Raw genomic sequence first — 21,832 nt, 5'->3', positions numbered from 1 at the left:
AAAGTTGCACGCCGAAACACAACGATGCACTACCTTTGAACCTGGGCCACCAAATGGGGGCAGGCCATAACCCGAAAGCCGAAAACCCAGGGATAATCGGCAACCGATTGGGGGAAAAGTGCCCGGCGACGTCTAGTCCAATTGCACTAGTACGATGCCTTTTGGTAGCTCACGCAACCGGTCAATGAGGTTGCCAATGCCGCTAACGCCAACCCAGATCGCAGAAGCAACGGAGCTTTGCCTTGAGGCGCAGGCCAAACTTGATGGCTGTGGAAGCTATCGAGTTCGAGTGCTTCTTGAAATGGTTCTCATTGAACTTGCCACTTTGACCGCTAGGCAACCGCCGGCAGGTCTTCCTGAAACACCAGCCGGGTCGTCGTGAGCACTGTCGTAGGGCCTGTGCGCACTGTCACGACGATATGGCCGCTGCTTGCGAGGTTGTGAGGGTCAGAGGCGTACTTCGCAACTACAGAGCGAGCATGATGTAGCGCAGCGTTATCGTCTGCAAGATCCAATCCAACGCTATCAGAGACATCAAACCCGTTACAGACATCAAAATAGTAGTGCGACATATAAAAACCTTTCCGGGCCAGCCGCGCGGAGTGCCGCGACGGCGGGGTATAATCTTATCATTTCCATAGAAAAAAGATTGCGTGCAATCGCACTTTATGTCGCACCCCGTTACGGTCTGGAACCGTGCATCTAACGGGTGGTGCGCCAACGATATGATCACCCCAGGAAGGTCTCCTTCTCGGTAGCCTCATTGGCAAGGACCTACGACCGCAGAGGTGGTTTGTTGCCAGTCGTCTTTCGGGACGGAGTTTCAAATAACGGGCCGGCCCAATTTGCTCGCGGTGCCCCACCGCTTTGCTCAGGCTTGGGGCGATTATCTGCTCCCGGCAGTACCTCCTCACCGTACTCACAGGTCAAAAGCCGGTTCGGACTCATGACGTAGCTGAGGTCACGCTCACTTAAGCCTATCCGCCGTATGCAACATGACGGCGGGCTTGCCTCGACGGGGCCGCACACGGGCGTCAGGAGACCATGTCGGACACACAGCGCGAGGCACTGCGCCAACAGGCGCTTGCGGAAATCAACCTTCTCGACACGCCACCTGAGCGCGAGTTTGACGCCCTCGCCAAGGTCGCACAACGCATGCTGGGAACTGGCATGTCCTCGATCACTCTGGTTGCCCCGGAGCGGCAGTGGTTCAAAGCGCGCTGCGGGCCCCTGGCAGCCGAGACACAGCGGGCCCAGGCGTTCTGCCCCATCGTGTTCGAAACCGAAGAGCCGCTAATCGTGGCGGATACCAGCCTCGACCCGCGCTTCGCGACAAGCCTGTTCGTCACGGGTGCACCGCACATCCGCTACTACGCGGGTGTTCCGGTCCGCGTCAGGCGTGCTGACGGCGACAGAGTTACGGTCGGAACACTCTGCGTCCTCGATGAGCAGCCGCGTGATACGACGCCGGTTGACCTCGAACTCCTCACGGAGTTGGCTTCCGTCGCTGAAGCCCTGATCGAGGCCCGGACCCTTGCCCTTTGCGCTGCAAAGACGGCCGAAGAGCACCGGATGGCGGTGGAACGCCTGGAACGCGAGCGCCGGCAGTTCAAGCGGGCCGAGGGTATGGCCGACATGGGATCGTACCGGTACGACATCGAGAAGCGATCCGTTGCCTGGTCGGACGGCGTCTTCGCCATCCACGAGCTGCCCGTTGGCGACGGCAAGCCGACCGGCGATATCATGGGCGCCTTGCTTGAGCCCGACCGCACCACCTTCAGAACTGCGGTAATGCGGACTCTGGACACGGGGGAGCCGTTCGAACTGGAGGCAGACCTGCTGACTGCCAAGGGCAACGATCGGCGCGTACGCTGCTCCTGTGAGATCGAGCTAGCCAAAGGCAAGCCCGCCGCCCTTATCGGATTGATCCAGGACATCACTGAGCAGCATAGGCTGGAGACGCGGCTTCGGCACCAGGCCCGGACCGACGACCTGACGCAACTGGCCAACAGGGCCGAGTTCCACCGCCTCCTCGACGCGCGGCTGCATGAAGCGCGCGCGGCGAACGGCGACGTCGGCGTGCTGCTGATCGATCTCGACGGCTTCAAGGGCGTGAACGATGCGCTTGGACATGCGGCGGGCGACGCTGTGCTGCGCCTTGTCGCTGACCGGCTGCGTTCATCTTCCTACGAGCGTTGGCTCCCGGCACGCCTGGGGGGAGATGAGTTTGCGGTCGTCGTACCTACCGACCTCGGTCGGGCGGACCTGGACCGGATGGTGCGGCGCCTTCTGCACGACCTTGAGATTGTCATGGATGGACAGGGGCACATCGCGCGAGTGACAGGAACCATCGGCATCGCATGGTCCAGCGAAGCGTTGCACGACAGGGAAAGGGTTTTGCGTCACGCCGATGCAGCGCTCTACGCAGCTAAGCGCACGCGGAAGGGAACGGCACAGACTTATCAGCTAACAGGGCCCCCCAGGCAGGTCGCTTGAGTGCGGCCGCGGCAATCAAGGCTTGTCGTATACGGAACGTCCGCTTCCGGGCGGAGGGCTAAAGCCCGCTTCCCAAGAACAAGCGTCCCGTAGGACGCCTGTTTGTTGCTCAGCCAATCCGTGACCTCAGTTCGCCCGGGCAACCTCGACGAGGTTGTCCGAGAACGACGGGGCGTGGCCCATGTCGGTGAAGGCCCCAGACGAGATGCTGTTGACCGTGCCCTCGTTGAGCTGACGCCAGTAGCCCAGCGTCGCGACCACGATGCCGGCCTTAACGTCGTCGGTAATGCGCGCCACGCCCTTGAAGGCCCCGCGGTCGTTGGCGACCTGAACCTTGTCGCCATCCCGGATGCCGCGTGCCTCTGCGTCGTGCTGGCTGATCATCACGAACTGCTCACCCTGTCCCTTCTGCTTGTCCTCCATGTTCGCGTAGCAGGAGTTCAGGAAGTAGTGACTCTTCGGCGAGACGATGTTGAGCGGGAAGCGCTTGGCCAGCTCCGGGTCGTTGGTGTGCGATTCCCGCGGGCCCAGGTAGTCGGGCAGCGGATCGAGCGCCTCGCCGGGCTGGAAGGCCTCGTACATCTGCCGGAACGGCGGGGCGACGAAGTTCGTGGCGCCCTCGACCATGAACATGCACTTGCCCGTCGCGGTAGGGAAGTTGCCTTCCTTATGAGGTGCACGGTCATCCGGCGTGCCGACGTTGAGGCGGGCGAAGCCGTGCTCCCGCATGTACTGCAGGTCGATGCCCTCGCAGGCCGGTGCGTTCCAATCGACGTAGTGCTCCAGGCACTCCGTGTCGGTCCACTTAAAGTTTTCTTCTTCGAAGCCGAGTCGGGCGGCGAGCTGGCGGAAGATCTCGTTGTTCGGGATCGCCTCGCCGGGGGCATCGGCGCACTTGGTGTTGTAGGTCAGGTAGAGGTGGCCCCAGGACAGGATCATATCCTCCATCTCCGCGCCCATCGTAGCGGGAAGCACGATGTCGGCGTAGGAGGCGGTGTCCGAGATGAAGTGCTCGGCCGAGACCATGAACAGGTCCTCGCGCATCAACCCCTCGACGATCTTGTCGGTTTCGGGCGCCTGTGTGACCGGGTTCGAGTTCCAGCACATCATCGACATGATCGGCGGGTCGAGCTTCAGCTCGCCGGTGAGCGCGCGTCCGATCTGAAGGTTGCTGATGACGCGGGTGCCCTCCGGAATCAGGTCGGGCCGGCACATCACGTCGAACTTGTAGGGATGCTCCCAGACGCCGAACTGCGTGACACCGCCACCGACATGGCGCCAGGCGCCGGTCAGCGCCGGGATGGACGACACCGCGCGTATGGTTTGCCCGCCGCCGTAGTGCCGCTCCAGCGCCACGCCCATGCGGATCGCGGCGGGCTGCGCGGTCGCAAGTTCGCGCGCGAGCGTGCGGATGTCCTCGGCGGAAACCCCGGTGATCTCGGCTGCCCATTCCGGCGTGCGGATGCTCGCCCGCTCCTTCAGCTCCTCGAAGCCGACCGTGTAGTTGTCGACGTAGTCCTGGTCGACGAGGCCCTGCTCGATGATCGAGTTGATCAGCGCCATGGCGAGCGCGCCGTCGGTGCCAGGCTTCGGGGCGATGTGCCAGTCCGCCGCTTTGGCAGTGCGCGAGGCGTAGGCGTCGATGACCACGACCTTGGCGCCCTTCTTCTGGGCGTCCTTGACGATGGCCCAGTGATGCAGGTTCGTGCTGACCGAGTTGCAGGCCCAGATCACGATGTACTTCGAGTGGATGTAGCTGTCCGGATCGAGGCCGGCGGTCGGACCGACAGTCAAGAGCCAGGCGGTACACGAACCTTCGCCGCAGAAGGTGCGCTCGGTCACGGTGGCGCCCATGCGGTTGAAGAAGGCGTCGCCGCCGTTCAGCCCGTGTACGAGTCCCTGGTTGCCGAGGTAGCTGTAGGGCGCGATGGCCTCGGGCCCGTACTGGTCGATAATCGCCTTCCAGCGCGACACGATGGTGTCGAGCGCCTCGTTCCAGGTGATGCGCTCGAATTGCTTGGAGCCCTTTGGCCCGACGCGCTTCATCGGATAGAGCAACCGATCCGGATGGTAGTGGCGCTTCTCGTAGTCCTTGAGCTTCACGCACAGGCCGCCGCGGGTCATCGGGTGGTCCGGGTTACCCCGCACGCCGAGCAGCTCCCCGTCCTTGACCTCGAACAACATCGAGCAGGTGTCCGGGCAATCGTGCGGGCAGCCGCCGAAGAAGGTTTCCGTTAGGCTCTCGGCCTCGGCCACGATCAGGGAATCCGGCTTGACGATCTCGTTCATGTTTCCTCCTTCGTCGAGCGCCCAGGCTTCTTGTGCTCTTCAGGGGCGTGCTCGCGGCGTTCTAAGAATGCACTAAAACACAAACAATTCCAAATTTTGGTCCGGAGGAAGTGCCAAATCAGGCACGATCCATGGTACCAACGGTTTTGTTGCGCTTGGGCAGGTCGGTAGTGTCTGTGTGGCAACGATGCTGTTGCCAGAGACTTCGCGGGTCGCCGCCGCGGATGGAACGACGCGTGGAACTGACGCTCACGCTGGATCCAAAGTCCTCCAAGCCGCTGCAGGCCCAGGTCTTCGATCAGATTCGAGAAATCATTCTGGACGGTCAGCTTAAAGCCGGCATGGCTCTGCCGCCGAGTCGCCTTCTGGCGGAACGCCTCCGGGTCTCGCGCAATACTGTGATCATTGCCTACGAGCGCCTTGCGGCCGAGGGCTACGTCAAGGCGCGCGGCACGGCGGGTCTGTTCGTGGGGCCTATCCCACCAGACAGCCTGTTGCTGATCCAGCGCGGCAGCCAGCCGCTGACGAACGGGCCGGTCTCGGAGGAGTTAGGCGAGCCCCTGCTGTGCTTCGCCGGCTCACCGGGTGGCGGCGGAGACCGGCCGGAACTCGACTTCTGGGTCGGGCGCTCGGACCCAGGTGCGTTCCCTATTCGCATCTGGCGGCGGATCGTGAGCCGTCTGCTGTCGCAGGAGACCGCCTATCTCACGGACTACTGCGATCCGGCGGGCTTGCCGGAACTCCGCACGGCCATCAGCACGCACCTGAGGCGTGCCCGCGCTGTCGCGGTGACCGAGGACCAGGTCATCGTCACCACGGGCGGGCAAGACGCCCTCAACCTCGTGTTCAACCTGCTGAAGTCGCATACCCGGCAGCTTTGCATAGAGAACCCTTGCTACCTGGGAGCCTCGCTAATCTTCAGAAGCACCGAGTTGACTATCCACCCGGTCCCGGTCGACGGCGAGGGTTTGCGGACGGACCTGCTGCCCAAGGACCGCGGCAGCCTGCTTTACGTCACGCCATCGCACCAGTTCCCGACCGGTGCGACCATGTCGCTGTCACGGCGCTTGGCCCTTCTGCGCTGGGCGGAGGAGACCGACAGCTACATCGTCGAGGACGACTACGACAGCGACTTCCGCTACGACGGCCCGCCGTTGACGGCGTTGGCCGGGCTCGACGGGGGACGTCGCGTCTTCTACGTCGGCACCTTCTCCAAGTCGGTCGGCGCCGGCTTGCGCATCGGTTTCGCCACGGTCCCGCGCATGTTCTGGGGCGAGGCCCGAATGCTCAAGGCACGGATGAGCAACGGCCAGGCCTGGCTGGAGCAGGCCGCCTTGGCAGCTTTCATCGATGAGGGTCACTTCGACCGGCACCTGCGCCGTCTGCGGCAAGTCTACAAGGCCCGTCGCGACTGCCTCGTCACAGCGTTGCGGCGAACCTTCGCCGGGGCCGTCGTCATCGGCGGAGACAGCGGGCTGCACCTAGTCTGGCGGCTGCCGCCCGGTTTCCCTCCGGCAAGGCAGATCCAGGTCATGGCAAGGGAAAGGGGCATCGGTGTCTACGCCCTGTCGAGCGGGGCAGCCTACGATTTCCATTCCAATGCTGTCGACAATATGCTGGTTTTTGGATATTCGTCTTTGAACGAAATACAGATTAAAAAGGCCATTGCAGAAATACAAGAAATTATTCAGTAAAAATTTTTATCTTTCATACCAAAGAAGAAAGTCTGTTTAAAACATGAATGATGCTGCTAGCGCTCAGGATATGAAACCGGGTGAACCGGGAGGGGTTTTTACGCCCGAACAGTGCAGAGCAGCCCGCGCCGTACTGAAATGGACCGTACTTGATACGTATAAAATTTCCGGCGTTTCTAACAGTACACTTGTAAAATTTGAAGCTTCAGGACAAGTCCGCATCGGCCGGATTAATCTACTGAAAGCCGCCTTTGAGGCGAGTGGAGTTATGTTTTCTCCAAACGGCAGAGGTATAAGCTGGTAATTATATACTTTATGTAATGCGCATTATCTTCTATTATGCCATTTTTATATTATAATCAATTTTATTAGGCGAATGATATAATGTAGTCCTAAATAAATTATTGTAATCGTATAAAATTATAATGATTTACTATAACTATTTAATTATTGTCGACCAGCTTGAATGGTAGGGTTGAAAAACTTGCCGAACCGAACCAAAATCTTTTGCCGTTCCGCGACCATCCAAATGCCGCCTCTCGCGCCTCCGTACAGACGGGCTGATAATCATTTTTCAGAGACGCTAATGCAGGGGGTCTGCGGCGGCCGCAACCGGGCAACGTAGTGTTGGACCCGCTACGTGCGCTCCACTCGTAATTATGATCGGCCTATCACCGCTCATAGCGGATCGCTGAAGCCGCCCCGAGGCACCATTGCATAAGCCTCGACGGCCGAGAACCCGGCGTGCCGTAAATAGAGGTCGATGAGCCGCCCCTGATCGTCCCCACTGCAGGGCGCGGCAGGTCGGCAAAAGCCATACTGCTCCTTGCCTCGGCGCGAATCATGGCCTCGGCAAGCGTGAGACGAACGCGCACGTCTTGGTCGTGGAAATTTAGGGGGGAACCCGTGCTCTGAGCCGTTCTCGACCCATTGCAGGCTCTGGGAAGGTCCGCTTCGTGGCAGCGTGATAGACGGTTACCTACACGACCGTTCGAACGCAACGCGCGTTGAGATGCCGTTCCCTTACAGGCGAACGCACTGGAGACCTCCATGCTGTCCGACACGCCCCGCCCTGGCGACGACCCTTTGCCACCTATTGGCGATCCGCCGCCCGATCCGGCACCTCCTGAGGGTGATCCACCAGCACCACAGCCGCCGGGACCCATCGAGGTTGGATGACAGATATCGGCACCGGTTGGCCGTGAAACAGACACTGCGACGACTGCTCAACTCGTTTAAAACTCAGTGGTTGTCGCAGTTATTATATCAGGTGCACTCGTTGGATGTGCAGCCTCCAGATTGGCCTGAGACGACACCGCCCACGACCTTGAATTCCAAGATCGCTCATGAGCGTAACGCTTCGGTAAGGCTATTGGGGGGGGGCCGAAAAAAATTCGGACGGCTCTTGAAACCAACTTTCGGGATGTGCATTCTACGCGGGCGAGGCTCGTTTGAGTTCGCAAGAGCAGGCGCCGGGCACGGTGTCCGGCGTTCCTTGTCATCACGTTGCTCTCTGGAGAATGTGGTTATGAGAAACTACGACGTTGCTCCCCTCTACCGTTCCACTGTCGGTTTTGACCGACTGTTCGATCTTCTCGCTCAGGCCGACCGCGTCGATCCGACGACGACTTGGCCGCCCTATAACATCGAGAAGGTTGCCGACGACCAGTATCGCATCACTATGGCGGTCGCGGGCTTTGCGCCTGACGAAATAGAAATGACGCAGCACAACAACGCGCTGCTCGTTTCCGGTCAGAGAAAGGGCGCCGATGAGCGCCAGTACCTGCACCGTGGACTGGCCGGACGCAGCTTCCGTCAAACCTTCAATCTCGCCGACCACGTCAAGGTCACCGGCGCCGATCTGGCCAATGGCCTGCTTACCGTCGATCTGCAGCGTGAGGTCCCCGAGGCTCTGAAGCCGCGTCGGATCGCCATCGGCGGTGGCCATTCGACCTCCGGGCAAGACAATGCCCCAACGCAGGTCGAGCATCAGGCCCAGGCGGCCTAGCCAAACCATAACCATGCCCTCGCCGACTCCCACGGGCAGTCGAGCCCGTGGGATCTCAGAGTCTTCTTGACGCTCATAGAGGGCAGGGCAGCGAAAGGTTGAACCGCATCGATGGCGGCTTTGTAAAATTTTCCACCAATTCAGGAGGATGATCATGCAGAGAGGAGAAGAAGCTTCGAAGAACATTGGTCCGGTGGTATGCGCCGTGGCGCGGACTCCGACCTTCGATGTGTGGACGGCACTCGTCGCACCGGGTGACGTGTTTCGTCGGCCGCGCGATGTGCTGATGCATCCCACACTGTCGCTCGGGGAAAAGCGCACGATCCTGGCATCATGGGCGTCAGACGCTCATGCCATGGAGCAGTCGCCTAGCTTGCGTTGTCTGCCCGGTAGCAGGGCGGAGCCTGTACCGCTCGATGCGATACTCACAGCGCTGGCCGAACTGGACGCTCATGACAAGACCGCCCTGGATAAGCCTCGGACCCCCAACTGTCGGTTCAAGCGCAGACAGCGGCCGTTCTGGGCAATCCATCGTACCGTTCGACCGAAGCGGGATGACGACGACGACCCACCACCCTGTCCGGCTGCCGTAATGCCGAGACCCCGGCCTCCAGCCTCGAACCCTGCTGCCCTAGCCGTGTTCGCTTGAGGGGCCGATCCGACAACTCGCACGCTGTACCTCGCTTTTCGGCCAGTCCAGACTTGACGATCAGACTGGCCGAGAAGCTCGACTGGTGGTTTGCGGCTGACCGCTATGCCCGGACGGCATCGGCGAATGTCAGCAGCCGCTGGGCCAGCAGCACCGCTGTCGGCGCATCCACGGCCTAGGCGTCGGCGCCGACCTGTTTGACGTACTTTGGATGCTCCAGGAACACCGGTCCGCCAACCATGACGCCGATCGACGGGTTGAGAGAGGCCTCACGCACGGCACGGATTGCACCTGCCAGCTGATCGAGGTGATCCTCCCGGCTCAGAGTCAGTCCCACCACGCCAAACCATTGCGAACCGACCAGCTCGGCGGTCTGCCCGGGGCTGGAGGCAAGACCGCTGGCCACGTGCCAGCCGGCCTTGCGCATGAACTGCTCGACGATCGCCAAGCCGAAGGTGTGTTGCTCGCCTGGGGCTCCCATCAGGAGGATACGGCGCTTCTCATTGAACGGGGCGATGCCTCCGTCCATTCGGAAGGTTGCCAGCAGGAACTGCAACTGGGCGAGGCCGGCTGTGACCTCCATGAAGTCGCACAGATCGTCATCCCACATGCGGCCGAGCAAGGCTGCTGCCGGTGCCAACAGGTCGAGAAACAGATCGTCGGCGGAATAGCCCTTCTCCAAAAGCGCGCTGAAGGCACCTGTCAGCGCCGTGACATCGTGCTGGAGGACAAGGTCGGTGAACTCTGCGACCTCTTCCGTGTCGAGCTTCGGCAGGGTTGCAGGCTGGGCTCGCGCATCGTTGCGATCGAGCAACATCAGGCGAGGAATGATCTCGGCCTGAATGACGCGGCTAAGTGCCAAGGTTCGCTCGCGCGCCTCATCGGCCGAGCGCCTTTGCGCATAGTCTTCTCGGACGCCGACAGCCTCGGCGATCTCGGCTGTCAGTAGGGCAGCCCACTCATGGTGGGATGGTCCCAGATCCAGCATAGCCCCTACCTAAAGGTTCAGGGTTGAGATCCCTGTTTGCTCCAGGCTGTCATGCAGCCATTTTAAGAGGCGGCAACAAAACCTCTCGTGTCGATCATGTAAAGGTTGGCAATCGACATTTTCGAGGAGTTTTCGCGGGCAGATCCACATCCCATGAAAGACGATCAACGCCAAGGTGTACGCAGGCGAGAGCGCTTCTGAACCCGGATTGGTGCCGCGGGGCCCACGAAGCCGGCGAGGGCTTCAAACTCCGGATCAGCTGCTGCGTCACCGAATGGCCGCCGATGGTCCGACATCAGAAGGCCCATACCGATTGTGAGGTGGACTGATGGCCATCGCCGCGGAAATCCGGTGTCTCAATGATGCTTCCGCGCCGTCGAGCACGGCGGCACGCGCTACTTTTAGCAGATCGACACTTACGATCTTCCGCTGCAGATGCCCTCGCCTTAGGCGTCCGACCCCGCCGTCACCGTCCAGGACCTGACCGTGATGTGCGCCAACGAGGACTAGCCGCTTGATACACCTGTACCGCCCTTTGTGGCGGTTTGTCGCTGCGCCGGCTTCAGCAGCAACCGGCGACCAGAATCCCATTCCAGATGCTGTTCGTTCGCGCTGCGTGGCGCTTGTCCTGAGCATGTCCTAGCATCGGTGCTGAGCCTCGCTGGGATACGCCACAATGGATATTGTCCAGATCATCTACGCCTCCCGTCCCTTCGGATTTGATACGGGCGGCCTCAATGGCATCTTGTCTCAATCACGCCGATGCAACGCGCGCGACGACATAACCGGCGCACTCATCTGCCGGGCCGATCTGTATCTACAACTCCTGGAAGGACCAGAGGAGGCCATTGCAGCGACGTACGCGCGGATCATGCGTGACGACCGACATGTCGAGGTAACCCGCCTGTCCTACGAGCCGGTGACCATGCGTCTGTTCCCCAGTTGGGCTATGCGGGACGACCCGGCGCGATCCTGGATGTGGACGCAGGCCGAAGTCGATCAGGGCGCGGCGACCCACGCGACCCCTCTGCAGCTTCAGAAGATCTTCCGTCGGGTCGCGTCCGAACTCGCCCATCAGCGCTCACCGGCGCTCAGCTAATATCGCCGAGACCTCTAGCCCCGCAGGCCCATAGCCTGCGGGGCTAGAGGTCCCGTCCCTCAGTGCTCCGTGCTAGGGCTGTTTTGACGCGGGGCATCGCCGTGCTGCTCAGTGAAGCTGGACCGCTCCGGATCGCCCTTCGATTTGGCAACGCGTCCGTGCATCTGACCGAGAACTGAACCAAGCCCGGTACGCTTGAATAAGGGCGCGCGAACACACCCCCGCGAGAGGGCCAACGACCTGAACGAGTTCATCGGCGGTGCCGGCGATCGTCACCCGGCCCTGTTCCCCGGAAACCAGTTCCCGTGGAAGCCCGGCGGGATCCGGTGCCCGAGATGGACCGAGGCGACGGGCGGCGCCTCGAAAGCACAAGCGTCGATAACGGTGAAGTCTGTCGTGTCCTGTGCCGTGTCGATGACGAGGCCGACCAGCCACCCCTCGTCCTCGCCGGCCTCCGGCCCCGCCGGCACGAACACGAACTCTCCCGGGACGCGCTCTGCGCCGAAATCGTGCACGCGCCGCTCCCCCGTTGCCAAATCGTGCTTGTAGATCTGCGTCGCGCCGACGAGCTGCGTGTTGCCGTCGGCGGGGACCGAGCCCGCGTAGACGTAGCGGTGCGGCCGCCCGAAACGGCGCTCGTCGATCCGGGGGAACTCCTGCGCCGCGGAGTCGATCGCCCGGCGGCTGACCCGCCCCGTCGCGGGGTCCGCGGTCCAGCGCTCCAATCGGCCGGGCGCGTCGAGGCCGCCGCCGGGCGACGCGAACACCGTCTCGTAGGCGACGACGTCGAGGACCACCCGCCCGTCTGCGTCATCGTAGGCGTTAGCGACGTGGAAGACGAAGCACGGCGCGACCGCGCACCACACGATGTCGGCAGCCGTGCCGTGACGGGGCAGCAGGCCAACTCGGGCGTGGTGGGCGGGGTTCCATCGGAACGGGAAGCGGTGCCCGGCCAGCACCGCCGGCATCGAGAAAGTGACGGGCAGGTCCAGCACGACAACGAAGCGCGCCGTGATCGCGCAATCGTGGATGCAGGGCCCGTGCTCGACCGGGATCGCCACGTCGCGCACGACCCGGCCCGCGGGCGAGAGGACGACGTGGCGCACGCTGTCCCAGACGCGGCCGTCATAGGCGATCGCGTGGGTCTCTCCAGTCTCCGGGTCGCGGTGCGGGTGCCCGGTGAAGGAGCCGGTGAGCGTGCCGTCGAACGAATCGTAGCGCTGCGTCTCCAGATCCTCGGACAGCGCGACCGGGTAGCTGCCGGCCTCGACTACGGCGAAGGCGCGGCCGCCGATCTCGACAACGTTGGTGTTGACGGTGTCGTCGCCCCGCCGCGGCCCCGGGGCGACGGGCCGGCCGAGCGCCGCGGAAGCCGCGCGCGAGCCGATCCAGCGGTTGCGGTACCACAGGGCCTTGCCACCCTCGATGCAGAGACCGTGCACCATGCCGTCGCCCAGGAACCAGTCGTGGCCGCGCGTCGGCGGGCGGGCGGGGTTGGCGCCCATTTTGAGGTAGCGGCCGTCGAACCCCGCCGGGATCGTTCCGGTCACAGGCAGATTCCGCAGGGTTAACTCCTCACGCATCGGTGCATGGACGCCGACCACGAAGGGGTGCTGCCTCCCTGGCAGGCGGAGCCGGTTGCAGGCCGCCACCAGCGAGACGAGACCCTCGGCGGCGGTTCGCAGGCTTGCCTCGATAGAGTTCGGCATCAATTGCGTTCTCGGATGGTGCGGGCAGCGGCCGTCGTGAAGCGAGGCGTTTCTCAAAGGCGGACGATGGCTCCGTCCGCGTGGGTCATGTCGGCGATCTCGCCCACTGTGTATCCCGCTACGTCTACAGAGGCGATCAGACCGTGGCGCTACTAAAAAATGGGCCCACTCCCTATTTGGGACGATTTCTGCTCGTCCGCTTTTCAATTGCATATCTGTGAAGCCGTACGTTTGCTTCACGCCGGCATCGATCGATGCTTGCTCGTCTCTGCGGGACGTCAGCTGACTGGAATTCTGACGTCTTGGACCGAGAAGGCGGGTAAGAATGTTCCTCTGGCTATTACACCGGCTACAGGAACTTACGTACCGCCGATTACGACGGTTTGCCATTATGGCGGTCGTAGACACTGTAGGTCGGGCGCGGCTCCCCTGGTGCGCTGACCCCATCAAGCGATGCGCGATTTTGTAAGGAGTGATCACCGAGTGGGGGCAGGCAAGCTTCAGCGCGGCATTTCGAGGCAATTGCCTCTAGCTATGTTTTCAGATGAATGGGCAGCTGACATGCATCTGGCTATGGGAGCGTACGACGTTGCGTGAGGGGTTGCGGAGTTTGGCAGGCCGTCGCGTTGCGGTCGTGGGCGCGGGGCCCGGCGGCCTCGCGACGGCATTGCTGCTCGCCAAGGCCGGCATCCACGTCACGCTGTTCGAGCGCGACGCCGTGGTCGGCGGGCGCACCAAGACGGTGGAGGCACCGGGCGGCTACCGCTTCGACATCGGCCCGACCTTCTTCCTCTATCCGCAGATCCTGGCCGACATCTTCGAGAGCTGCGGCGAGCGGCTGGAGGATCATGTCGAGCTGAAACGCCTCGACCCGATGTACCACCTGCTCTTCGAGGGCGAGGGTGGCGTCTCGGGCGAGATCTGCGCCACCGGCGACGAGGACCGGTTGCGCGAGGAAATCGCGCGCATCGCGCCGCAGGATGCGAAGAACCTGCATGCCTTCTTCACCGAGAACCGGACCAAGCTGAACTTCTTCAGGCCGGTGCTGGAACAGGCCTTCGACCGGTTCTTCTCGATGATGAGTCCGGCGATGCTCGCCGCCCTACCCCATCTCCATCCGAGCCGCAGCGTCGACCGGGATCTCAAGCGCTACTTCGCCGACCCGCGGGTGCGCCTCGCCTTCTCGTTCCAGACCAAATATCTCGGGATGTCGCCGTTCCGCTGCCCGAGCCTGTTCACGATCCTGTCGTTCCTCGAATACGAGCACGGGGTCTATCACCCGGTGGGCGGCTGCGGCGCGGTCTCCGAGGCGATGGCGGGCTTAGCCCGCCGCATGGGCGTCGACATCCGCCTCGGCACGGGGGTCGAGCGCGTGGTCTATACGGGCAAGCGCGCCTCGGGCGTCGTCGTGAACGGCGAGACCTTCAATGCCGACGCGGTGGTGATCAACGGCGACTTCGCCGGCACGATTCGCGATCTCGTGCCAGAGACGCAAAGGCCGCGCTGGCGCGACCGCAAGGTCGAGAAGGCGCGCCTCTCCTGCTCGACCTTCATGATGTATCTCGGCATCGAGGGTAAGGTCCCCGAGGGGCTTGGGCACCACTCGATCCTACTGTCGAAGGACTACAAGCAGAACATCGAGGAGATCACCGGCGGCACCCTGCCGATGACGCCGTCGCTCTACGTGCAGCATGCCGGATACACCGACGGCGGCATGGCCCCTCCGGGCCACACCGCGCTCTACGTGCTGGTGCCGGTGCCGAACCTCAAGTCGGGCATCGACTGGGAGAGCGTGCGCCCGGCCTACCGCCGGCTGGTGCTGGAGCGCCTGAAGCTCTTGGGCATCGCCGACATCGAGAGCCGCATCCGCTACGAGCGCGTGCTCGACCCGCGCGACTGGCGCGACGAATTCACGGTGCACGAGGGCGCGACCTTCAACCTCGCCCACGATCTCGGGCAGATGCTGTGGTTCCGGCCGCACAACCGCTTCGGGCCAGGCCTCTACCTCGTCGGCGGCGGCACCCATCCGGGCTCCGGCCTGCCGGTGATCTACGAGGGCGCCCGCATCTCGGCCCGCCTGCTGATCGAGGACCTCGCCGGCGCCAAGGCCCCCGCCCTGAAAGAACTGCCGGCGACCTCGCCGCTGGCGACACAGAGCGAGGCGTCGTGAAGCGAGAAGTGTGTATCACGTTGTCCCTGGCTTGCCTCACTTTTGGGGCCGAAGCCGCGAGCCTTGAGGTTGTGATCGACGGCATCGAGTCACCTCCCAGCACCGTTTACGTGGCCCTGTGCCAAGGCGGACTCGCGGAGAACTCATGCCGCTCCGGTCAGGACGCGCTGGCATCTGCCGGGAGCCGGCGTTTCATCTTCGAGGGGATCGAACCGGGCACATACGCGGTCGTCGCCTACCAGGATCTCAACGGCAACGGTCGTCTTGATCGCACCGGACTCGGCTTGCCGCTGGAGCCATACGGAGTTTCACGGGGCGTTGGTCGCCGATCGCGACCTGACTTCGCCTCAGCAAGCTTCACCCTAAGCGAGGTCGGAACGGCCTTGCGGGTTCGGCTTGCCCGCGGGCTGTCCACTCGTTGACCGAGCCACGTTGCAGTACCCCGTTCCAAGAAGCATCCATGGTGCTCCTCGACATTCGGAACGCCGCACTCGCCTATCGCGGTCGGGCCGCGCTTGACGGCGTCGATCTCTGCGTGGCGGGTGGTCAGACAGTAGCTTTGCTAGGCCCAAACGGGGCGGGAAAGACCTCCCTACTGCGTCTTGCTGCCGGCCGTCTCCCGCCCAAGCGTGGAAGCGTTCGGGTCTTCGGCAGGGATCCCGCTCGCGATAGCGCCACGCGGCGGCGGATCGGCTTCGTGCCGCAGGAGATCGCGCTGTATCCCCGCCTCACCGTCGCGGAAAATCTCGACGTGTTCGCACAACTCGCCGGGCTCAAGCGGCCCGCGCGACGGTCTGCGGTCGCCGCGGTGCTCGACCAGACCGCTATCGAACAGGTTGCAGACCGTCCAGTGGGCGCGTTGTCGGGCGGGTACCAGCGCCGGGTGAACCTTGCGGCGAGCCTAGTTACCCGACCAGACCTCATCCTGCTCGACGAACCTACGCAAGGCGTCGATCTCGCTGCCCGGGCTGCGATCCATAAAGTGCTGGAGATTTTGCGGAAGCAGGGTGCCGCGATCGTCGTTAGCACGCACGACTTCAGCGAATCTGAGCGTCTCGCCGACCGGGTTGCATTCTTGTCGGCTGGACGGCTCGTACGCGAAGGCAGCCTCGCTGATCTGCTCCGACCGCTCGCCGCCGCGAGCCCTGAATACGAGGTCCTGCTCGACACTCCCCCGGAACCCGAGGCGGAGGCGGCCCTCCGTCTCGCTGGCTTCTGCACTGCAGAATTAAGCGATGCAACGTCCTGGCGGGCGGCCAGAGCTGCTGCGGAGGGAGTCGATGGCGCAGCCCTCCTGTCGGACCTGCGCGACGCGGGTGTGCCCGTTGCCGAGATCCGCATCCGTCGGCCCGGCCTCGAAGCCCTCTACCGCAACATCATCCCGACGGGTGGGGCGCTGCCATGATGGCTGCCGCCTTTCGAACCATGTGGCTCTCGCTCAGGCGAGATCGGGCGGCGCTCGCGATGGCCTTCATCCTGCCGACCGTGATGTTCGTAATCTTCGCGGCGATCTTTTCTGGAGCCATCGGCGATCGCATCCGGATCCACCTGGGGCTCGCCGACTACGCGAACACGCAGACAACTCGTCGACTCGCGGACGCCCTTTCGGCCGAACCTTCCCTCCGCGTCGAGCATCTGTCGGCAGCGACTGTGCCCGAGATCATTGACGCCGTGCGTCGTGGGACAGTCGACGTGGCGTTGGTGCTGAGGAGCGATCTAGCCTTGGCGCCTGCCGGTGAGAAACCGGCCCCCGTCGATCAGCCGGTCCTACTGATCGAAAATCCCACTCGTGCGCTGGCAACCCCAATCGCCTTGGGCCAGCTCCAACGTCTGCTCAACGAAGCGCTACCCGACGTCGTGTTGTCCCGAGTGATCGCCGACGTTGAGCGCACGGGCAAGATTGGAGCCGATGAGCGCAAATTCCTAGACGATGCTTTCGCCGAGCAACGGGCGAAGAAGGAGCCGTTTGCCTTCGCTGACCTCGTGGAACGTCGATCGACCGCCTCCGCCGGCGGCAACGATCGCGTCGGGTACTATGCAAGTGCGATCACTGCTGTTTTCCTGCTGTTCGCCGCGATGCAGGGATCACTTTCGCTCGTCGAGGAGCGAGGTTCGGGGCTTGCTGATCGTCTAGCATCGGGGCCTGGCGGCTTCCGCGTGATCGTCCTGGGTAAGTTCGCGTTCCTGCTGCTCCAGGGTATCGTGCAGGCGGGACTGATCTTTCTCGCTGCTTCCGTTCTGTATGGCGTTGACGTCGCGCCACGTTGGTCCGCATGGCTTTTGACAGCCGCGCTGGTCTCAGCCACGGCCGCCGGCCTCGGGCTGGCAGCTTGTGCTGCAGCGTCTACGCGCCAGCAGGCCCAACTCGCGGCGACCTTCGGTGTGTTACTGCTCTCGGCGATCGGCGGGAGCATGGTGCCCCGCTTCCTGATGCCGCCCTGGCTTCAGCAGGCCGGGTGGTTCACGCCCAACGCTTGGGCAATCGAAGCCTTCCAAAGCGCACTTGGCGAAGGTTGGCAGGGCGCGCTGCCGGCCTGGGGCGTTCTCACCGCCGTGACCGCGGCCAGCCTCTGCATGGCCCTGGTCCTCGTTTCTCGACCAATGACGTTACGGCCATAGGGCAATGCATACGTCGCACACGCCGGACGACATACTCGCTCCGAGCACATGTACGTCCAAACCGTCACCCGCAGCATTCCTCGAAATTACCACGGGCTACGCGACCGGGTATCGCGTTGACCGCGCCCGGTTCGGGTCTAGCTTGTCTGAAAAGGGCGACCGCAGGTCGTGCCCCGCGGAGTCATGTCGACCATGAGTAGCGGTTCTTCGGTCGCGGTGGTCGGCGGTGGGTTGGGTGGTCTGGCGGCGGCCTGCGTGGCGGCGGCGCGCGGGCACCGGGTCACGCTCTACGACAAGAACGCTTGGCTCGGCGGCAAGGCCGCGGTCCTGAACGACGGCGGTTTCCGCTTCGACATGGGGCCGACGATCCTCACCGTACCGCGCGTGCTGGAGCGCATCTTCGCCGAGGCCGGACGCAGCGTGCACGACGCGCTGGACCTGCGCCGGCTCGACCCGCAATGGCGCTGCTTCTTCGAGGACGGGTCGCGCATCGACCTGATCGAGAACGTCGAGGCCATGGCGGCCGCGATGGACCGCTTCGCGCCGGGACAGGGCGTCGGCGACGGCTACAAAAAATTCCTGGCGATCTCGGAGAACCTGCACGGCGTCTCCGAACGCTTCTTCTTCTGGAAGGCGGTGCAGGACCTGTTCGACACGATCGACATCCGCGCCAACATGAACCCGTCGACCCTGCGCGACGTGCTGTCCCTGCGGATGCATTCTACCGTGGCCGGCACGATCCGCGGCAAGGTCAAGGATGACCGCCTCGCGCAGATGCTCGACCATTTCGTCCAATATGTCGGCTCGTCGCCCTACGGCGCGCCGGCGGTGCTCTGCGCCATCGGCCACATGCAGGTCTCGGAGGGCGTCTGGTATCCGATGGGCGGCACCCGCGCGGTCGCCGAGGGCCTGGCGAAGCTCGCCACCGATCTCGGCGCGGTGATGAGGCCCGCCGACGAGGTGACGGGCCTCGACATCCGCGACGGCGTGCTTCGCGGCGTGCGCACCGCGAACGGCAGCACGGCCTACGACGCCGTGATCTCCAACATGGATTCGGTCCGCACCTACCGCGAACTCGTCGGCGGCGCGGTCGGCAAAACGTACGAGAAGAAGAGCTTCGAGCCGGCCTGTTCGGGGGTGGTGCTCTATCTCGGGCTGAACCGGCGCTACGAGCATCTCGGCCACCACGACTTCGTCTTCTCGCGCGACCCGGAAGAGGAATTCGACTTCATCTACCGCAAGGGCGAGCCGGCCCCGGACCCCACCGCCTATCTCGCCGCGCCCTCCGGCACCGATTCGTCGGTGGCGCCTGCGGGCGGCGAGGCGCTCTACGTCCTGGTGCACACGCCGTATCTGCGCCCGCACCACGACTGGCAGAAGATGTTTCCGGCCTATCGGCAGGTGATCCTGGACAAGCTCAAGCGCACCGGCGGCATGCCGGATCTGGAAGAACGCATCGTGTTCGAGCGCCACCTGACGCCGCAGGACATCCACGACCGCTACCACGTGCTCAACGGCGCGATCTACGGGCTGGCCTCCCACGGCCGGATGACGGGGGCGTTCAAGCCGGGCAACCGCTCGCGGGAGGTGAAGGGCCTTTATCTCGCCGGCGGCGCGGCCCATCCCGGCCCCGGCATGCCGATGGTGATGATGTCCGGCTGGATCGCCGCTGATGCCCTCGACACCGATCTGAGGGGCGCGCAGCCGGATCAGCGCAAAAGCGCATGAATGACAATCGCCATTATCCCAGCGGGGCTGTTCAGCCAATCGGCTTTGCAGTAAGTTCCGATTAAAAAATTAATGCCGCTCGCCGATTTGGAGTCTCGGAAAAAACTATCGACAGAATGTTTGAGCGCCATGCATATTTAGGTCTGGCCCCAAATCGAATGACTTTTGGAAAATCTGGGGCGGCCCACTGTCATAATTAAAGAACATTGCTAGACCCTCAATTAATTGACTAATTGGCCAGACTCACGTCCACTTTTGAGATTAAGGAAACTCGGCGTCTATGACGTGACTGGGTCGGAAGCAGTATGTCCGCTTCTGGGAAGGACGCCAACTTCTGCTTTCCACCCTTCTCGGACAAAGTGGGGTAGGTGCGACGGCCCAGGAGCCGCCGCGGTGAGTGTCAGATGTCGGTTTGTTCTGACATCACCAGCGCATCGTCCGCTTCGATGCCAAGGTAGCGTACCGTGCTCTCAAGCTTGGTATGACCGAGAAGCAGCTGGCAGGCCCGTAGGTTGCCCGTCCGCCGATAGATCAGCGCAACTTTCGTCCGGCGCAGGCTGTGCGTGCCGTACCCTGCCGGGTCGAGGCCAATCAACGCCACCCACTCATCGACGAGCCGGCCATACTGACGCGTCGTGAGGTGCTCGCCTGGTCGGCTTCGGCTCGGGAACAGCCAATCGCCGGCCCGCAGTCCCCGCAGCTTCAGCCAGGCCGCGAGGGTCTCACGGGTGGTCTCGGTTAGCTCGAAGGGTACGGGCCGGCCAGTCTTCTGCTGGACGATGGTGGTGCGCAGGCGGACGCCGTCGCCGAGGTGGACGTCTGATACGCGCAGGCGGACGAGATCGCAGCCGCGCAGTTTGCTGTCGATGGCGGTGTTGAACAGCGCGAGGTCGCGAGTGCGGCCCTCGTGCTGCAGCCGGGTGCGGATCGCCCAAATGTGCTTGGGTTTGAACGGCGGTTTGGGACCGATGAGGCGGCCAAAGTTCCACGGTCGGCGGGTGGTGCCATTGGTCGAAGGCATGATGAACTCCCTTTGAGGAGCCATCAGCATCTCACTTTAATCGCGATCCACCCGCGCCATACCTGTTCGTCATTAGCGGACATGAATCTGGCGACGGGAGACGGAAACGGTGAACGCTGTAGCGGTGAGAGATATTCGGGCTATCCAAGAGTTTGCAGCGGCTTGAACGTTGCGGCTGGTGTCGAGCATTCAATTAGACAGTATTTTGCTGGCGCTCACAGGAACATACGGCCTTAGGAGATGGTGATAAGCTTGGCCGCTGCGGATACGGCTCGCCTTGCGTGCTGTGTTCCGCTGAGGGAGAAGGACGATGGCTCGGATTCGTCAAATTGAGATCGAAAACTTCCGCTGCATCCGGCAGCTCACCTGGGCCCCTTCAGCCGGGATCAACTGCCTGATCGGCCCCGGCGACTCCGGAAAATCCTCGATCTTGGACGCCATCGACTTTTGCCTAGGGGCTCGCCGATCCCTGGCGTTCACTGACGCCGACTTTTATCGACTAGATGTCGTCAAACCGATCGTCATTACCGCGACGGTCGGGGAGCTGGACGATACCCTGAAGAGCATGGAGTCCTACGGGAGCTACCTCCGTAGCTTCAACGCTGCGACCGGCATGGTCGAGGATGAGCCGGAAGCGCAGGCGGAAACCGTCCTCAGCATCCGCCTAGCAGTGGGCAGCGACCTCGACCCAGTCTGGACCTTAGTTTCCGATCGCACTGAAGCCGCCGGCCAGTCACGATTCCTGACTTGGGCTGACCGCGCACAGCTTGCGCCGAACCGGGTTGGCGGGCTGGCGGACCATAACCTCGCTTGGCGTCGGGGCTCCGTGCTCAACCGTCTGTCCGATGAGCGGCCGGAGATGGGTGCCGCCCTAGCCGACGCAGCCCGCAACGCGCGAGCAGCGTTTGGCGACCTTGCACACGCCCAGCTGGGCGATACCCTGCGGATCGTCGAGGCCACAGCCCAGAGCCTTGGAATTCCGATTGGCGAGAGCCTTAAGGCGATGCTCGACACCCACTCGGTCTCTTTCAGCGGCGGCACCATCGCACTCCACGGCGCTGATGGCGTGCCGCTACGAGCACTAGGAATCGGTTCGACCCGACTACTCCTGGCCGGCCTCCAACGCCAAGCGGCGCAGAAGGCGACCGTAGTGCTGATCGACGAGCTTGAGCACGGCCTCGAGCCGCACCGCATCCTTCGCCTCCTCGGCTCCATCGGCGCGAAGGAGTCTGCGCCTCCCCTGCAGGCTTTCATCACCACACATTCACCTGTGGCTATCCGCGAGCTCCGTGGCGACCAGCTGTTCGTGGTGCGCAAAGTCGACGGCCGCCACAAAGCGAAGTGTAAAGGGCGGACCAATTC

Annotated in this window: 15 protein-coding genes; 10 read left to right on the top strand and 5 right to left on the bottom strand. The window is 63.1% G+C overall.

Going from position 1 to position 21,832, the window contains the following annotated elements:
* Nucleotides 1-332 precede the first annotated feature (332 nt).
* Complete coding sequence (locus tag MFF07_RS22725; protein WP_373322358.1) at nucleotides 333-572, bottom strand: DUF6894 family protein; 240 nt, start codon at nucleotides 570-572, stop codon at nucleotides 333-335.
* 472 nt (nucleotides 573-1,044) lie between these two features.
* Between MFF07_RS22725 and MFF07_RS14755 the strand changes: the two genes are divergently transcribed.
* Nucleotides 1,045-2,496 (top strand): sensor domain-containing diguanylate cyclase, encoded by a 1,452-nt coding sequence (locus MFF07_RS14755; RefSeq protein ID WP_238232281.1) that lies wholly within the window; start codon nucleotides 1,045-1,047, stop codon nucleotides 2,494-2,496.
* A 126-nt stretch (nucleotides 2,497-2,622) separates the two neighbouring features.
* Here the strand turns inward: MFF07_RS14755 and MFF07_RS14750 are convergent, their stop codons facing one another.
* Complete coding sequence (locus MFF07_RS14750; protein WP_238232280.1) at nucleotides 2,623-4,785, bottom strand: molybdopterin-containing oxidoreductase family protein; 2,163 nt, start codon at nucleotides 4,783-4,785, stop codon at nucleotides 2,623-2,625.
* A 236-nt stretch (nucleotides 4,786-5,021) separates the two neighbouring features.
* Between MFF07_RS14750 and pdxR the strand changes: the two genes are divergently transcribed.
* Both pdxR and MFF07_RS14740 read left to right on the top strand, forming a co-directional pair.
* The gene (pdxR, locus tag MFF07_RS14745) at nucleotides 5,022-6,479 is read left to right on the top strand and encodes a MocR-like pyridoxine biosynthesis transcription factor PdxR (RefSeq protein WP_238232279.1); all 1,458 of its coding nucleotides are present in this window, start codon (nucleotides 5,022-5,024) and stop codon (nucleotides 6,477-6,479) included.
* Between the two features lie 1,528 nt (nucleotides 6,480-8,007).
* Nucleotides 8,008-8,487 carry an Hsp20 family protein gene (locus MFF07_RS14740; protein WP_238232278.1) on the top strand — a complete coding sequence of 160 codons (480 nt, stop codon included), beginning with the start codon at nucleotides 8,008-8,010 and terminating at the stop codon, nucleotides 8,485-8,487.
* An 824-nt stretch (nucleotides 8,488-9,311) separates the two neighbouring features.
* Here the strand turns inward: MFF07_RS14740 and MFF07_RS14730 are convergent.
* Nucleotides 9,312-10,124 (bottom strand): cobalamin B12-binding domain-containing protein, encoded by an 813-nt coding sequence (locus MFF07_RS14730; protein WP_238232276.1) that lies wholly within the window; start codon nucleotides 10,122-10,124, stop codon nucleotides 9,312-9,314.
* A gap of 676 nt (nucleotides 10,125-10,800) precedes the next feature.
* On the opposite strand from MFF07_RS14730, the gene MFF07_RS14725 reads away from it, so the two are divergent.
* A complete protein-coding gene (locus tag MFF07_RS14725) occupies nucleotides 10,801-11,223 on the top strand; it encodes a BLUF domain-containing protein (RefSeq protein ID WP_238232275.1) in 423 nt (140 codons plus the stop codon).
* Nucleotides 11,224-11,495: 272 nt separating this feature from the next.
* Here MFF07_RS14725 and MFF07_RS14720 read toward each other — a convergent pair whose 3' ends face one another.
* Entirely contained in the window at nucleotides 11,496-12,932 is a 1,437-nt protein-coding gene (locus tag MFF07_RS14720; protein WP_238232274.1) for an 8'-apo-carotenoid 13,14-cleaving dioxygenase, read from the bottom strand.
* A 544-nt stretch (nucleotides 12,933-13,476) separates the two neighbouring features.
* Here MFF07_RS14720 and crtI point away from each other — a divergent pair.
* The 5 genes from crtI to MFF07_RS14695 all read left to right on the top strand — a co-directional run bounded on the left by crtI (nucleotide 13,477) and on the right by MFF07_RS14695 (nucleotide 19,449).
* Nucleotides 13,477-15,102: a phytoene desaturase family protein gene (gene crtI, locus MFF07_RS14715; protein WP_238232273.1), complete on the top strand. Its 1,626-nt coding sequence runs from the start codon at nucleotides 13,477-13,479 to the stop codon at nucleotides 15,100-15,102.
* On the top strand, nucleotides 15,099-15,524 hold the full coding sequence (locus MFF07_RS14710) for a DUF2141 domain-containing protein (protein ID WP_373322357.1): 426 nt from the start codon (nucleotides 15,099-15,101) through the stop codon (nucleotides 15,522-15,524). The genes crtI and MFF07_RS14710 overlap by 4 nt, the downstream gene beginning before the upstream one ends.
* 38 nt (nucleotides 15,525-15,562) lie before the next feature.
* Entirely contained in the window at nucleotides 15,563-16,507 is a 945-nt protein-coding gene (locus MFF07_RS14705) for an ABC transporter ATP-binding protein (RefSeq protein WP_238232272.1), read from the top strand.
* A complete protein-coding gene (locus MFF07_RS14700; RefSeq protein WP_238232271.1) occupies nucleotides 16,504-17,721 on the top strand; it encodes an ABC transporter permease in 1,218 nt (405 codons plus the stop codon). The genes MFF07_RS14705 and MFF07_RS14700 overlap by 4 nt, the downstream gene beginning before the upstream one ends.
* A gap of 192 nt (nucleotides 17,722-17,913) precedes the next feature.
* Nucleotides 17,914-19,449: a phytoene desaturase family protein gene (locus tag MFF07_RS14695; protein ID WP_238232270.1), complete on the top strand. Its 1,536-nt coding sequence runs from the start codon at nucleotides 17,914-17,916 to the stop codon at nucleotides 19,447-19,449.
* A 400-nt stretch (nucleotides 19,450-19,849) separates the two neighbouring features.
* Here the strand turns inward: MFF07_RS14695 and MFF07_RS14690 are convergent, their stop codons facing one another.
* Nucleotides 19,850-20,470 carry a tyrosine-type recombinase/integrase gene (locus MFF07_RS14690; RefSeq protein WP_238232269.1) on the bottom strand — a complete coding sequence of 207 codons (621 nt, stop codon included), beginning with the start codon at nucleotides 20,468-20,470 and terminating at the stop codon, nucleotides 19,850-19,852.
* 310 nt (nucleotides 20,471-20,780) lie between these two features.
* On the opposite strand from MFF07_RS14690, the gene MFF07_RS14685 reads away from it, so the two are divergent.
* The coding region (locus MFF07_RS14685; protein ID WP_238232268.1) for an ATP-dependent nuclease at nucleotides 20,781-21,832 on the top strand (1,052 nt) is incomplete at its 3' end.

Origin of the sequence: Methylobacterium thuringiense, assembly GCF_022179645.1 — a bacterium.
GTDB classification, from domain to species: Bacteria; Pseudomonadota; Alphaproteobacteria; order Rhizobiales; family Beijerinckiaceae; genus Methylobacterium; species Methylobacterium thuringiense.
This window is presented reverse-complemented; position numbering and strand designations above follow the sequence as displayed.